General features: G+C 64.0%; 13 protein-coding genes. 5 read left to right on the plus strand and 8 right to left on the minus strand.

What is annotated here, in order from left to right; translation table 11 throughout:
- Positions 1-167 precede the first annotated feature (167 nt).
- The 5 genes from ACWGPT_RS13670 to ACWGPT_RS13690 are packed head-to-tail and all read left to right on the plus strand — an operon-like array spanning position 168 to position 5,940.
- A complete protein-coding gene (locus ACWGPT_RS13670) occupies positions 168-1,007 on the plus strand; it encodes an ABC transporter ATP-binding protein (protein ID WP_452606153.1) in 840 nt (279 codons plus the stop codon).
- 1 nt (position 1,008) lies between these two features.
- A complete protein-coding gene (locus ACWGPT_RS13675) occupies positions 1,009-1,785 on the plus strand; it encodes an ABC transporter permease (protein WP_452606154.1) in 777 nt (258 codons plus the stop codon).
- Positions 1,786-1,808: 23 nt separating this feature from the next.
- Positions 1,809-2,831 carry an ABC transporter substrate-binding protein gene (locus tag ACWGPT_RS13680; protein ID WP_452606155.1) on the plus strand — a complete coding sequence of 341 codons (1,023 nt, stop codon included), beginning with the start codon at positions 1,809-1,811 and terminating at the stop codon, positions 2,829-2,831.
- Between the two features lie 57 nt (positions 2,832-2,888).
- Positions 2,889-4,496, plus strand: coding sequence for a gamma-glutamyltransferase family protein (locus ACWGPT_RS13685; RefSeq protein ID WP_452606156.1), 1,608 nt, complete (start codon positions 2,889-2,891; stop codon positions 4,494-4,496).
- Entirely contained in the window at positions 4,489-5,940 is a 1,452-nt protein-coding gene (locus ACWGPT_RS13690; RefSeq protein WP_452606157.1) for an amidohydrolase family protein, read from the plus strand. Before ACWGPT_RS13685 ends, ACWGPT_RS13690 begins: the two co-directional genes overlap by 8 nt.
- Positions 5,941-5,975: 35 nt before the next feature.
- Here ACWGPT_RS13690 and ACWGPT_RS13695 read toward each other — a convergent pair whose 3' ends face one another.
- From ACWGPT_RS13695 to ACWGPT_RS13730, 8 genes are all read right to left on the minus strand, one after another.
- Positions 5,976-7,244, minus strand: a complete 1,269-nt coding sequence (locus tag ACWGPT_RS13695; RefSeq protein WP_452606158.1) for a glycerate kinase type-2 family protein — start codon at positions 7,242-7,244, stop codon at positions 5,976-5,978.
- 38 nt (positions 7,245-7,282) lie between these two features.
- Positions 7,283-8,059: an amino acid ABC transporter ATP-binding protein gene (locus ACWGPT_RS13700; RefSeq protein ID WP_452606159.1), complete on the minus strand. Its 777-nt coding sequence runs from the start codon at positions 8,057-8,059 to the stop codon at positions 7,283-7,285.
- Entirely contained in the window at positions 8,059-8,955 is an 897-nt protein-coding gene (locus ACWGPT_RS13705) for a creatininase family protein (protein ID WP_452606160.1), read from the minus strand. Before ACWGPT_RS13705 ends, ACWGPT_RS13700 begins: the two co-directional genes overlap by 1 nt.
- A 64-nt stretch (positions 8,956-9,019) precedes the next feature.
- On the minus strand, positions 9,020-9,400 hold the full coding sequence (locus ACWGPT_RS13710) for a hypothetical protein (RefSeq protein ID WP_452606161.1): 381 nt from the start codon (positions 9,398-9,400) through the stop codon (positions 9,020-9,022).
- Positions 9,401-9,427: 27 nt separating this feature from the next.
- Entirely contained in the window at positions 9,428-10,717 is a 1,290-nt protein-coding gene (locus ACWGPT_RS13715; RefSeq protein ID WP_452606162.1) for an NAD(P)/FAD-dependent oxidoreductase, read from the minus strand.
- Between the two features lie 89 nt (positions 10,718-10,806).
- Positions 10,807-11,514 (minus strand): GntR family transcriptional regulator, encoded by a 708-nt coding sequence (locus ACWGPT_RS13720; RefSeq protein WP_452606163.1) that lies wholly within the window; start codon positions 11,512-11,514, stop codon positions 10,807-10,809.
- A gap of 99 nt (positions 11,515-11,613) precedes the next feature.
- Positions 11,614-13,119 carry an amino acid ABC transporter permease/ATP-binding protein gene (locus ACWGPT_RS13725; RefSeq protein ID WP_452606164.1) on the minus strand — a complete coding sequence of 502 codons (1,506 nt, stop codon included), beginning with the start codon at positions 13,117-13,119 and terminating at the stop codon, positions 11,614-11,616.
- Positions 13,120-13,122: 3 nt separating this feature from the next.
- Positions 13,123-14,220 carry an NAD(P)H-dependent amine dehydrogenase family protein gene (locus tag ACWGPT_RS13730; RefSeq protein WP_452606165.1) on the minus strand — a complete coding sequence of 366 codons (1,098 nt, stop codon included), beginning with the start codon at positions 14,218-14,220 and terminating at the stop codon, positions 13,123-13,125.
- Positions 14,221-14,225 lie beyond the last annotated feature (5 nt).

Raw genomic sequence — 14,225 nt, forward strand, 5'->3', positions numbered from 1 at the left:
AACCGGGTGCTGCACGATTTGGATGCAGCATGCCGCCATAAACTGCATGCATTTTCTGCATGAGAGAATTTCTTGCCTGCGCCGGCCTGCGCCTCCCGAAAATTCTGCGACGAATCGAACTTGGCACGACCGTTGCATACAGTTTCTGAAAAGGTTGAGGTGAGTGCATGATCGATTTTTCAGAAACGGGCAACAGGCATCCGGTAGCGGTGGAGTTGTCGCAGGCCGCCGTCTCCTTCGGTCGCGGCGATAAGGCGGTCGCTGCCCTGCAGGAAACGAGCCTGAAAATCGCAGACGGCGAATTCGTCGCTCTTGTGGGCCCGTCCGGCTGCGGCAAGTCCACCATCCTCAAGCTGGCCAGCGGCCTGCTGCGGCCAAGCCGCGGCGTGGTGGTTGTCGGCGGCAAGGAAGTCGGCGCCAACGCCCTGCGCATCGGCATGGCATTCCAGAACCCGACGCTGCTGCCCTGGCTGACGATCGAACGCAACGTCATGCTGCCGTTGAAGATCGTCCGGCCCTTCCGTTCGCACTACCACGCCAGGAAGAACACCGAGTTCAGGGACAGGGTCCACGCCCTTCTGGCCGATGTCGGGCTGGAGCGTTTCGCCAATCATTACCCCTGGCAGCTCTCCGGCGGCATGCTGCAGCGCGCCAACCTCTGCCGCGCGCTTGTCCATGATCCCAGCCTTCTGCTGCTGGACGAACCGTTCGGCGCGCTGGACCAGTTCACCCGCGAGGAGCTCTGGGCGACGATGCAATCGCTCTGGATGAAGCGCAAGCCGACCGTTCTGCTCGTCACCCACGATCTCAAGGAGGCCGGCTTCCTTGCGTCGCGGATCTGCGTGATGAGCGCGCGCCCCGGCAGGATCATCGACGACAGCCCGGTGGAGTTTGCCCGTCCCCGCACCATCGCCATGACCTTCGAGCCGGAATTCACCGCGCTCAACCAGCATCTGCGGGAACTGATCATCGATGCCCGCACCGACGTCGCCCATGAGGAAGCCTGAAATGTCCTATTCTATTCGCCGCCGCCTCTGGGCCGCCTTCCTGATTCTCGCCTTCTTCCTCCTCTGGGAATTCCTCTGCCTTGCGCTGCAGGTCTCCGACCTCGTCCTGCCCCGCCCCTCCCAGGTGCTTGCCACGCTCGTGGAGCGCATGGACGTCCTCTGGCCGCATATCCTGCAGACCCTCTGGACGACGATGGTCGGCTTCCTGCTGGGCGTGACGGTCGGCCTCTTCATCGGCGCCTGCATCGGCACCTCGCGGATCGCCTATGACACCGCCTATCCCCTGTTGATCGGCTTTTCCTCGATCCCCAAGGTCGCCGTCGTGCCGATCTTCGTCCTCTGGTTCGGTTCCGGCTCCGTCCCCGCAATCCTGACGGCGCTGGCGATGTGCTTCTTCCCGATCGTCGTCAACATCGCGACCGGCCTTGCCACGACCGAGCCGGAGCTCGAGGATGTCCTGAAGTCGCTCGGCGCCAGCAAGCTCGACATCCTGTGGAATGTCGGCCTGCCGCGCACCATGCCCTTCTTCTTCGCCTCGCTGAAGATTGCGGCCACCTTCGCCTTCGTCGGCTCCGTCCTGTCGGAAACCGTCGCGTCCAATCGCGGCATCGGCAACGTGATGATGACGGCCTCCTCCAATTTCGACGTGCCGCTGGTGTTTGCGGGGCTGTTCATCCTCGCGGTGCTCGGCGTCCTTCTCTACGCCGCCTTCTCCCTCGTCGAAATGCGGGTCGCCGGATGGGCGAACCGCCGCGACAACCTCACCACAACCGCCTGACCCTCGAACAATCGGAGCACAACATGCTGAAGACATTCCTCTCCACCGTCGCTCTAGGCCTTTGCCTCAACAGCGCCGCGCTGGCCGACACCGCGATCAAGCTCACGCTGGGCTGGAAGACGCAGGGCTCGGACGCGGCCTTCCTCCTCGCCAAGGAGGCCGGCTACTTCAAGGCCGAAGGTCTCGACGTCACCATCGACCAGGGCGAAGGCTCGGCGGCGACCGTCACCCGCATCATGTCGGGCAGCTATGATGCCGGCTTCGGCGACATCAACGCCATCATCCAGAATGCGGCGACCCGGCCGGACGAAGCCCCGGTCATGGTCTACCAGATCTGGAACAAGCCTCCCTTCGCCATCGTCAGCAAGAAGGAAACCAACATCACGAAGCCCGCCGATCTTGTCGGCAAGACCCTCGGCGGCGCGCAGGGGACACCGACGACGCGGCTGGTGACCGTTCTTGCAACGCTCAACGGCGTCGACATGGCCCAGATCAAGATCGACAACATGGGGCCCAACCTGCAGGAGCCGATGCTGATCAAGGACGAGATCGACGGCGCCCTGGTGTTCAACATCACCAGCTGGTTCAACCTGATCAACAACCGCCAGGACCCGGCGAAGGACTACAACTGGCTGCTCTTCGGTGACCACGGCCTCGACCTCTATTCGAACGGCCTCATGGTCTCCCAGAAGCTGATCGCCGAGAACCCCGAAGCCGTCGCAGGCCTCGTGCGCGCCGTCAACAAGGCGGCGATCGAGATCGGTCTCGACACGGAAAAGGGAATGGAATCGGTCGTCGCCTTCGACAACCTCGTGAAGCGGGACCTCGAGCATGATCGCCTCAAGTTCTCCTATGAGAACCTGATCGTCTCGCCGGAAGTCGAGAAGCTCGGCCTGGGCGATCTCGATGACAGCCGCCTTGCACGGTCTATCGACATCGTGGCCGAAGGCTATCAGCTTCCGTCCAAGCCGAAGGCGGAGCAGATCTTCAACCGCCAGTTCCTGCCGCCGATCGAGGAGCGCAAGCTGTCCTACACGGCGAATTGATCCGAGAACTCCGCCGGGGGCATCCTGCCTCCGGCGCCAAACCCGCAAGAGCAGCACATGCAGTCAGAACTTCGCCACCCCTCGGGATCGGGCATGGTCGTCAGTCCCCACCCGCTGGCAACGGAAGCCGGCCGGGCGGTCCTCGAACGGGGCGGAAACGCCATCGAGGCGGCCGTGGCCGTCGGGGCGATGCTGGCGGTCGTCATGCCCCATTTTTGCGGCCTCGGAGGTGACGCCGTCTGGCTTGTCTGCGACCGGGAGGGGCGACGCCGCTGCTTTCTCGGCATCGGCCAGGCCGCCGCCGGGGTGACTGTCCCAGGCGACGCGATCCCCGCGCGCGGTCCGTCATCGATGCTGACCTCCGCCTGCGCCGTCGATAGCTGGGGTCATGCGCTTGCCTTCAGCGAAACGAACTGGGAAGGCCGCGAAAGCTTCGGGGACCTGCTCGTCCAGGCGATCGAACGGGCCGAGGCCGGCTATGTCCCGAGCGGGTCCCAGGATTTCTGGCTGGATTTCCGGGCCGAAGAACACCCTTCATGGCCGGGCTTCGCCGCCATCTTCGACCATCGGAGCGACGAGGGCCCATTGCGCCAGCCGGAACTCGCCGCGACCCTCAGACGGCTCGCCGAGGACGGCTACCGCAGTTTCTACGAGGGCCCCCTGTCCGAAACGATCGCGGATGGCCTTGCGAAATCCGGCTCGCTGCTCGACGCGGCTGATCTCGCCGCCACCCGGACGCGTGAAGTCGACCCGCTGGCCCTCGATTATCGGGGAACGCTGCTTCTCGCGCCCCCGCCACCGACGCAGGGCTGCTCGACGCTCGCCATCATGGGCATTCTCTCCCGCCTCGATCTTTCGAAGACCGCTCCGGCGAGTTCCGCCCGCATGCACCTGCTGGTGGAGGCGACCAAGCAGGCATTCGGTCCCCGGTCATCGATCGGCGATCCGGACGTCGGAACCGATAGCATCGGGCCGGCTCTCGCCCTGCTCGAGCCCGGCAACCTCGAGGCCGCGGCCGGCAGCATCGATCCCGCATCCGCCATGCCCTGGCCGCATCCGGCCAACAGCGCCGACACGGTCTTCTTCGCCGTCGCAGACAGCGAGGGACGCTGCGCCAGCGTGCTCCAGAGCACCTATTTCGACTGGGGCAGCGGCGTCACCGTCCCCGGGACGGGCATTCTCTGGCAAAATCGGGGAGCAGCCTTTTCGACCGAGCCGGGCCACCCCAACTGCCTCGCGCCCGGCAAGCGCCCCTTCTACACCCTCAATCCCGGCATCGCGCTCCGCGATGGCGCTCCTCATCTCCTCTACGGCACGCAGGGCGCCGACGGGCAGCCGCAGACCCTTTCCGTGCTGCTGACCAGCCTGCTCGACGACGGCATGTCGCCGGATGAGGCGCTTGCCCAGCCGCGCTTCCTGCTGGGTCGAACCTTCTCCGACAGCCGCGACAGCCTGAAGATCGAGGGCTCGCTGCCTTCCGAAACCGCGGACGCACTCCTGGGCCTTGGCCATGAGCTTGCTCTGCTTCCCGCGTTATCCCCGATCTTCGGACAGGCCGGAGTGATCCGCCTGAGGGAGGATGGTGCGGTGGACGGCGCGCACGATCCCCGGGGCGAAGGCTGCGCGGCCGCCATCCCGGTCCAATTGGTAAACGCCGATGTCTAGCTCCGGGGAGATCTGCGCCACCCATACGATCGGCGAACCCCAGGGTCCGGAGCGGAACCGCCTGATCCGCTGGCAGGACGGCGTCATCACCGCCGTCGAGGATGCCGGCGTGGCACCGGTCGGCGCCGGCCGTACGCTTGTCATCCCGGCGCTCGCCAACGCCCACGATCACGTCCGGCCGCTCCCGATGTCGTCCTTCGGCACCGCCTTCCTGCCGCTCGAGGCATGGTTGCCGCGCACGATCCTTGCCACCCCGCCCGATGCCTACATGGCCGCAGTGGCGCCGCTCGCACGGGCTGCCTTGTCAGGCTGTGGCGCCGTCATGGTCCATTACACGCGGCCGAGCGGCAAGCTCGATCCCGTCGACGAGGCCTGCGAGGTGGCGCGGGCGGCGCGTGACGTCGGGGTGAGGATCGCCTTCGCCCCGGCAATCCGCGACCGCAACCCGCTCGTCTACGGCGACGAGACGGCGGTGCTGGAGAGGCTTCCGCCGGATGTCGCGGCCCTCGTGAAAGAAACCTACTGCCGCCCGCCCCTATCGCCCGGGCACCTGATCGATGTCACGGAACGCATCGCGGAGAAAATTGAGGGGCCGATGGTCGATGTCCAGTTCGGTCCCGCCGGAGTGCAGTGGTGCTCCGACGAACTGTTGCGGGCTATCGCATCGCGGTCTGCCGAAACCGGCCGCAGGGTCCACATGCATCTCCTGGAGACACCCTATCAGCGGCGATGGGCGGATCTGACCTTCCCCAAAGGGATCGTCACCTACCTAAAGGAGATCGGCCTTCTATCGCCACGGCTGACGCTGGCGCACTGCGTTCACGCGCGTCCGCACGAACTGGACATGATCGCGGAAGCCGGTTGCCGCATCGTCACCAATTCCGGTTCCAATCTCCATCTCCGTTCCGGCCTCGGCCCCATTGCCGACGCGCGCCGGCGCGGCTGCGGTGTCGCGATCGGCATCGACGGGCAGGCGCTGGACGAGGACGACGACATGATCCGCGAGATCCGCCTCGCCAATGTCCTGCATGCCGGCAAGGGCTTCGCGCCATCCTGGTCGCGGGCGGAATTTCTCCTGCAGAGCACCGCCCATGGACGTCGGGGGATCGGCGCACGCGGATCCGGAGCGATCGCGGTCGGAGAACCGGCCGACTTTCTGCAGCTCGACTACGACCGTCTGGATCGCGACCGTATCCTCGACGTGGCGCCTGTCGATCTTTTTTTCGCTCGGGCGACCGCAAGGCATGTTCGCAAGGTCGTCGTCGCGGGGCGCACCATCGTCGAGAACGGCACCCTGCCCGATGTCGACCTTGCCGCCATCGAGACCGAGCTGCGCCGCAGCTATCAGGAGTCGGTCAAGAAATTCGACGCGCTGGCCGGAAGCTGGCCCGTCATCGAGGATGCGCTCGTGCAATGGCACAGGTCATTCGAAGGCTGCTGTTAGCCGGCAGCGCATCGCGAAGGCCGTTCCTGGCCCGCCTATCGGATCAGCACCAGCCGAAGGTCGTTGACGTTCGTTCCGGTGGGACCGCAGTGGAAAATGTCGCCCACACAGTTGAAGGCGGACCAGGCGTCGTGGTTTGCGAGGCTCTGCCGGGGGTCACGGCCATTCTGGCGCATGCGCATGACGCTCGACCCGTCCGCAAAGGCTCCCGCATTGTGCTCGGAACCGTCCCGGCCATCGGTGTCGGCCGAGAAAGCATGGATGCCGGCGACGCCCTCGATCGAAAGCGCGAGCGCGAGCAGGAATTCGCTGTTGCGGCCCCCCTTGCCGCCGTGGCCCCTGATGGTCACCGTGGTCTCGCCGCCCGAGATCAGCAGGACCGGCTTGGGAATGGGCCGCGATTTCAACGCCACCTCGCGCGCGATCGCCCCGTGCATCGCACCGATATCGCGCGCTTCGCCCTCGATCGCTTCGGAGAGGATGGCGGCGGGAATGCCGAGTTCCCTCGCCTTTTCGGCGACAGCCTCCAGCGACCTTGCTGCCGACGCGATGATCTTTACCTCGTTGCCGTCAAAGCGCTCATCCTCGGGTGGGGCGAGGTCCGCGTCCGGAGAAGAAAGACGCGTCAAGGCAGCGGAAGGCAGTTCGATCCCGTAGCTTTCGACGATCTGCAGGGCCTCGGCGCGGTTCGCACGGTCGGGCACAGTCGGCCCGGAAGCGACCATCGCCGGATCGTCACCCGGAATGTCGGAGACGATCAGCGTCAGGACCTTCGCCGGATGAGCCGCCAGCGCCAGCTGGCCGCCCTTGATCGTCGACAGGTGCTTGCGCACGACATTCATCGCGCTGATCGGCGCACCCGAGGCCAGAAGGGCGCGATTGACGGCAATCTCATCCTTGAGCGGCATGCCTTCCGGCGGAGCAGGCAAAAGCGCCGACCCGCCGCCGGAAATCAGCGCCACCACGAGGTCGTCCGCCGAAAGCCCCTCAACGGCATCGAACAGTGCCCGGGTCGCAACCAGTCCCGCTTCGTCGGGAACGGGATGGGCGGCATGCAGGACCCTGATTTTCTCGACCGAGACCTCGTGGCCATGCGGTACGACCACTACTCCTTCCAGGGGACCGTCCCAGGCCTTCTCGAAGGCTTCCGCCATCTTCCCGGTGCTCTTGCCCGCCCCGACGACGACCAGGCGTCCTCTTGGAGGCTCGGGCATGAACGCCTGCATGGCAAGGGCGGGATCTGCCGCCCGAACACTTTCATGGAACAGCGCTTCGAAAAGTTCTTTTGGCTCAATGCCGCTCATCGATGATTCGTTATCTTTAATGTCAGTCAGGATGGAGATTAATGCGGCTTTGCCGAGCCGTCGTCCAGAATATCCGCAAGGAACTTGCGAGCCCGCTCGCTCTTGGGATTGCTGAAGAAGATATCCGGCGCATCCATCTCGACGATCGCCCCCTTGTCCATGAAGATCACCCGATCCGCGACCTTGCGCGCAAAACCCATCTCATGCGTCACGCAGATCATGGTCATCCCCTCCCTGGCGAGAGAGACCATGACGTCCAGGACTTCGCCGACCATTTCCGGGTCGAGCGCCGAGGTCGGCTCGTCGAACAGCAGGACCTTCGGCTGCATGCACAGCGCACGCGCGATTGCGACGCGTTGCTGCTGCCCCCCGGAAAGCTGCCCCGGATATTTGCTGGCCTGCTCGGAAATGTGAACCTTGGCCAGATATTTGTGTGCGCGTTCTTCCGCTTCGGCGCGGGAGAGCTTTCGCGCCGTCATCGGTGCCATCACGCAATTCTCCAGCACCGAGAGATGCGGGAAGAGGTTGAAATGCTGGAAAACCATGCCGACATCGCGGCGCATTTGGACGATATCGGTCCGGGATTTCCTGCCGACCTCCTTTCCGAGAACGACGATCTCGCCGGCCGTATGGTCTTCAAGACCGTTCAGGGACCGGATGAGGGTGGATTTTCCCGACCCGGACGGCCCGCAGATCACCAGCTTCTCGCCCATCCGCACGTCAAGGTCGATCGACCTCAGGACCTGGAAACTGCCGTAGAACTTGTCCATGCCGCGCACCCGGACGGCCAGGGGTTCATGGTTGGCTGCGGTCATCAAGCGTGTCCTTGCAATCGTTTCGCCGGCAATGGCGCGGCATAGTTGGGCCTCGACTTGTCGCGAGCAACGCCGAGACGAAGAGGCGTCATCGCAAAGGCATCGAGATAGGTCGCTAGGCCTTGAACCGTCGCTTCCAGAATGAGCGCCCCGTTTTCCTTCGTCGCCGCCTGCGGCGCACCGAAGTATCCGCAGTCATCAGCCTGGAAGATTGCAGCCCATCCACCGCCGAACTGGGTAACAGGGTCCTCGTTATGGCCGGGTGGCATCCAGGGCTGGATCATCCGCGGCGCGAGGTCCTTGATTTTCTCGGCGATGGCGGCCGCCTGCTCGTCACCGGCAAGTGCCAGCGTCAACGCCACTTCCTGTTCGCAGGCATGGCCGGTTCTCGCCATCCCGCCCTTCAGGAGCGGCAGCCATTGTCGTTCGCCGGGTGTGAAATAGTCGACCATGCTGACCGCATGACCATCGGTCAGCATCTGGCCGCAAAGCGAGCGCAGCGGCGCGGAATTGCCCCCGTGGCCGTTCACGAAGACCACGCGCTGGAACCCGGCGTCGAGGATCGACCGCGCCGTGTCTTCCAGCACCGCGAGATAGGTTTTGAGGCGATAGCTGATCGTGCCCGGAAAGCTCAGGTGATGCGGAGAAAACCCGACGGATACGGCGGGCGCCACCACGACATCCACTTTCTCCATCCGCGCTGCCGCCATCTCCGCGACGGCCGTTGCAAGAAAAGTATCGGTCTCGACCGGAAGGAAATCGCCATGCTGCTCGATCGCCCCCGTCGGAACGACGACCAGCGCCCCGGCGTCGCGTTTGCGGGTCAGTTCGGCCCGCGTCAGCTGCGACCAAACGAGGCTCGGAGGAGCAAAATGTCGGGGTGCGGCCTGCGCCATGTGGACCTACCTTGTGAGTTCAAGGGGAGAGGATCGGCAGGCGCACGCGGCCTGCCGAAGGCGATTACATGTCGCCGGCTTCCTTGGAGGGATTCGCGCAGACTGCAATCACCAGTCCGGCCTCGCCAATGATATGGCGGTAGCGGTAGTTCTTCGGCAGGTACATCGCGTCGCCGGGCTTGAAGATGTGCTCTTCGCCGGTTTCCTCCACGATCTGCTTCGACCAGCCGTGCATGCAGTACAGGATCACTTCGTGTACGCCGTCGCCTTCGACGATCGTGTCGAAATGCGGCATATAGGTCGTGATGTGGAAGGACATGGAAGACCCATGCAGCTTCTTGGTGATCAGGCGGTGGCTGAATTCCAGATCCTGGTGAACCCAGGTGAGGGCCACGTCCTCCTGACGCGACCACTTGATCTTACCGCCTACGGTTTCTTCGCTCATGGTGATCTCCTGCTTGTCGAATGCTGATTATTTGAAGCGCGCTTCGTATGCGTCGCGGATTTCCCAGATCGGGAGGATGAGTTGCGGGGCTGCGCCCGAAATGCCGCTGAAGGGAATGGGGCGAGGCGGCGTGACCTGAAGCGTCATGTCGCCTTCGTCCACCTGCCCGGCGCTCCACTGCGCGACCTCGCGTCCGAGCGCGGTCGTCAGCGCCACGCCCCGGCCATTGCAGCCGATCACGGCATCGATCCCCGGCCTGATGCGCATGAGGCGTGGCAGGAAATCCAGCGTTCCGGCAATGACGCCCGTCCAGGAATATTCGATCCTTACCTCGGGCAGGCCCGGGACGAAGCGTTTCAGGCGGTTGGCGAAAAGCTTGTGGGCAAGCGCCATGCGGCCCGGCACCGGTGGCACCATGCCGCCGGTCACCAGGCGCCCGTCAGGCGACCAGCGCAGCGCGAAAGTGTGACGGCGGGTATCGGCTACAGGCGCCATGTCCGGCAGCAGTCGGTCTTGGATCTCCCGCGGCATGACCTGGGTCGCGATCTGGAATACCTTGGCCGGAATGATCGAGGCGCGAAGCTCGGGAAGCAGGTTTCCGATCAGGGCATTGGTCGTCATGATCACGCGCTTCGTGCGAACCGATCCCCGCACCGTCCGCACGATCCATCCCACACCCCGGTTTTCGAACGCCGTCGCCGGACTGTCACCGAAGATGCGCACGCCCCCGGCAGTCGCGGCTTGCGCCAGTCCCAGTGCATAGGCGAGCGGCGTGATCTGACCGCCGGTTGCGACGCGAATGCCGCCGTGAAGGGCCTCGAGGCCGGTCCGTTCGAACATCACCTTTCGGTCCAGCCACTCGGCGGCGACGCCGGCATCGAGCAGACGCGGCATGCGCGAATGAAGCATCTCTTCGGCTGCATTCGAATGGGCCGGCTGGAGCCAGCCGTTGCGCACAGCACCGCATTCGATCCCGTGCCTGTCGATCAGGTTGAAAACCAGGTCTCCGGAGCCGGCAACCAGCTTCAGCAAACGCTGCGCATGCGTCTCGCCCAACGCCCTGATGACTTCCTGGGGGCCAAGCGAGGACTTCAGGCTTGGAACCACGAAGCCCGTATTACGCCCCGAGGCACCGTACCCCGGCTGTCTGCTTTCCAGAAGGACAACATCCAGACCCAGCTCGGCAGCGTGAAGCGCCGTAGAAAGGCCCAGGAAGCCGGCGCCTACGATGACGAGGTCCGCATCTACTTCGCTCGTGAGAGGATCGTAGGCCGCTTCCGGCGGCACCAGGCTCTCCCACAAGGACCCTACATTCATTGCTATTTCTGGCATTTCGAATTTCAACTATTGGCAGTTCGAAGACAGGGCGACGCACCGACGGGACAGGCCCGCTCCGGCCCTTTCGATCACAGGTTGATGAGGTCGTAGCCGCGTCCTGTCGCAAGCGAGCGGAACAGACCTTGGCGTGTCTGTTCGTTATGCCGCGCCACGATCTCGCGTGCTGCGACCGGGTCGCGGCGCACGAGTGTCTCGACGATCTCCCGGTGCGAAATGCTCGTCTCGCTATTCACGTCGCGCAACTGCGCGCCGAGGATGAAAAACCGCTCCAGCGCGTCGAGCTGGCGGGTCATCAGATCGACAAGGCGGCTGTTGCCCGTCGCTTCGACGATCGCCATGTGGAACTCGCGGTTGCGACGGACGAAGGCGGTCAGGCTTTGCTCTTCGCTGGTGTCGTATTCGCCGTCCGCCATGGATCTGAGCTTTGCGATCTGCTCCTCCGTCAGGCGAATGCAGGCAAGTTCCGCAGCACCCGCTTCCAGGACGATGCGCACGTCGAAGAGTTCGTCCATGTCCGCGAAGGTGATCGGCGTCACCTGATAGCCGCGGCGCGGATACGCAATCACGAGACCTTCCTGTCGCAGCACTGCGAGTGCTTCGCGCACGGGGGTCTTGGAGATTTCGAACTGCTCGGCAATTTCGGCTTCATTGAGGGGCTGACCCGGACGAAGCTTGCATGTCAGGATGTCGGCGCGCAGCGAACCGTAAACTTGCTCCATCAGCGATACAGACTTCTCAGTACCCTGTTTCTTCAAAGCCAACTCCTGCCTGTTCATGTTGCAACTCCTCCAATTCCATTCGCACGGTAGCAGAAGCCGCCGGCTTTTCCTGATGGGGAACTGTTCTTTATTATGAAATTCATCGGACGTCGGTACTCATAGAGGGCGTTCGTCTTGAGAAACAAATGCCTTGAAATAGTCCGGCGCCTCCGGTCCGAAAGCCGTGTCGCCCGGCAAATCCATCAGCAGGCGTCCGCGCTCCATATACACGACACGATCCGCGATACGCTTGGCGAAACCGATCTCGTGCGTGACGATCACCATCGTCAAGCCCTGGGCAGCAAGGTCTGCCATGGTATTGAGCACCCCGCCGATGGATTCGGGATCGAGGGCCGAAGTCGGCTCGTCGAAGAGGATCGCCTCCGGCCGCATTGCCAAGGCTCGCGCAATGGCGACCCGCTGGCGCTGCCCGCCCGACAACTCGACCGGATAGGCATCTGCCTTGTCGCCGAGTCCGACTTTCGCCAGCAACTCGTCGGCCCAGGCAAAGGCGGTCGATGCCGGCACCTTCAGGAGCTTGCGCGGGCCGAAGGCGACGTTCTTTCGGGCCGTCATCGTCGGGAACAGGGCAAAGCTCTGGAACACCATGCCCAGCCGGCGGCGATGCCGGTCAAGCTGGCCCTGCGAGCGCGGCTTGCGCCGTTCGAAGTTCGCCCAGGGCAGACTGACGCCATTGAGAAGGACATCGCCCTCATCAGCCGGCTCGATCCAGTTCATCGCGCGCAACAGCGTACTCTTGCCGGAACCGGACGGGCCGAGGATGACGACCACCTCGCCTTTTCCGATCGTCAGCGAGCAGTTGTCCAGACCCTTGACCGGCCCGAAGGTGCGGGTGAGGTTCTTCGCCTCGATGACCGGCGCCCGGACCGATGGGGCATCGGGACCAGGCGACGCAATCACCGGCGTCCGAGCGACGATCGGCGGAGGCGTCGTGACCACGCTCGATGTCTTGAGCGCGAGGCTCTTTTCGATACGTTTCTGGATGAGCGTCCAGACCGTCAGAATGACGAGATACCACAGAGCGACGGCGAGATAGACCTCGAGCGCGCGTGTCGAGGCTTGCGCCATCTGCTGGGCCACGCGAAGCAGTTCCGCAAACGAGATGGCGGCCAGCAGGGAGGTCGCCTTGATCATGTAGCTGAAGTTGTTGCCGAGCGGCGGCACGATGGCGCGCATCGCCTGCGGCAGGACGATCTTCAGGAATATCTGAGATGGATAAAGCCCGAGTGCGGCACCTGCCTCGCGCTGGTCGCGCGAAACGGACATCAGCCCGCCACGGACGATATCCGCCATCCGCGCCCCTTCGTTTAGCGCCAGGGCTAGGAGTCCGGTCCAGACGAGGCTGAGCGAGACGCCCATCTGCGGCAGGGCGGAATAGAAAAAAAGGATCTGGGCAAGCAGGGGCGTACCCTTGAATATCCAGATGAAGGCAAGCGCCGGCCATCTCAGGACGTTCGGCGCCGCCATCATGCCGGCCAGCACGAAGCCCAGGATCGTGCCACCCGTCTGGGCGACGATTGCGACCCAGATAGTCACCCACGCAGCCTGCAGCAGAAGCGGCGACTGAATGATGTCCAGGAATATGCCGGCGTCGAAACCCACGGTTTAGGCCTTTCGCTTGACCGGGATGAAGCCAGGCTTCACGCCGCGCACCGTATCGATCTCGTATTCGTTGACGCTGCGGACGGTACCGCCGGTCGGAAGGTCGAGCGGGGAGAGGAGCCCCGGAACGGCATCGGCCAGGGGAACGATTGTGTTTGCCATGATGTTGGCCGCGCCGAAGAGCGACTGCATCGCCGGCTGGATCGACATCTTGACCGGCATCGCGCCTTCGATCTCGATGCGGTCTTCCTCGACGAGATCGAATTTCTCCGGCTGATAGTACATGGCGAGCGATGTGCGCATGACTTCCCTGTCGCCGTTCATCGCGCGGGCGTGCTGCGTGATACCGATGACGCGGCCGGGAGGCAGGATGCCGAGGGTCGGGTCGCCGCTGTCGACGTCGAACTCCGCCGTCTCGAGGTCCCAGGACTCCGTGATCGTGTCGATCTCGAGGTTTATTGCATTCGCCAGGCGAACCAGCGATTCCGGAGCACCCATGTGGCCTTCGACGCGGCCGTCGGCGATGCGCTTGTTGAATTCCTCCGGCGTCAGACCGTAGCCGACATGCTCGATATCGCCCGGACCCGTTCCGGTGACGTCGATGCATCGATGGATGCGAACGTTTTCCACCGCGCTCGTGCCGCGCGCCAGGACCAGCGGCAGCACGTCGTACGAAAAGCCGGGGTTGATACCGGTGCCGGTAATCGACACGCCGTTGGCAAGGGCGGCCTCGTTGAGTTCGGCTGCGAACGCCGCATAGCGGAGACCGGGCGAGAACATCGATTCCGCCGCGGAAACGACGTTCAGGCCGGCGTTAAGCGCTGCCAGCAGCTGTTCCTTGATCAGATGCGGCTTGGATTCGGTCATGTGGACCAGCACGTCCGGCCTCTTGGCAAGACCGGCAAGTGCGGTCGGCAGGTCCGCGACGATGACGATATCGCCAAACCGCTTTTGCCCGGTCACATCAGCCAGCGTGCGTCCGGTCTTTGCCGGGTCGTGATCGATCGCGGCGACGATTTCGATCGTCGGATAGTCGGCTTCCAGCACGCGAAGCAAGCGGCCGCCCATGGCGCCGACGCCGAACAGAACTACAGTCTTCATTTCAA

Source organism: Pseudorhizobium sp. NPDC055634 (assembly GCF_053618655.1).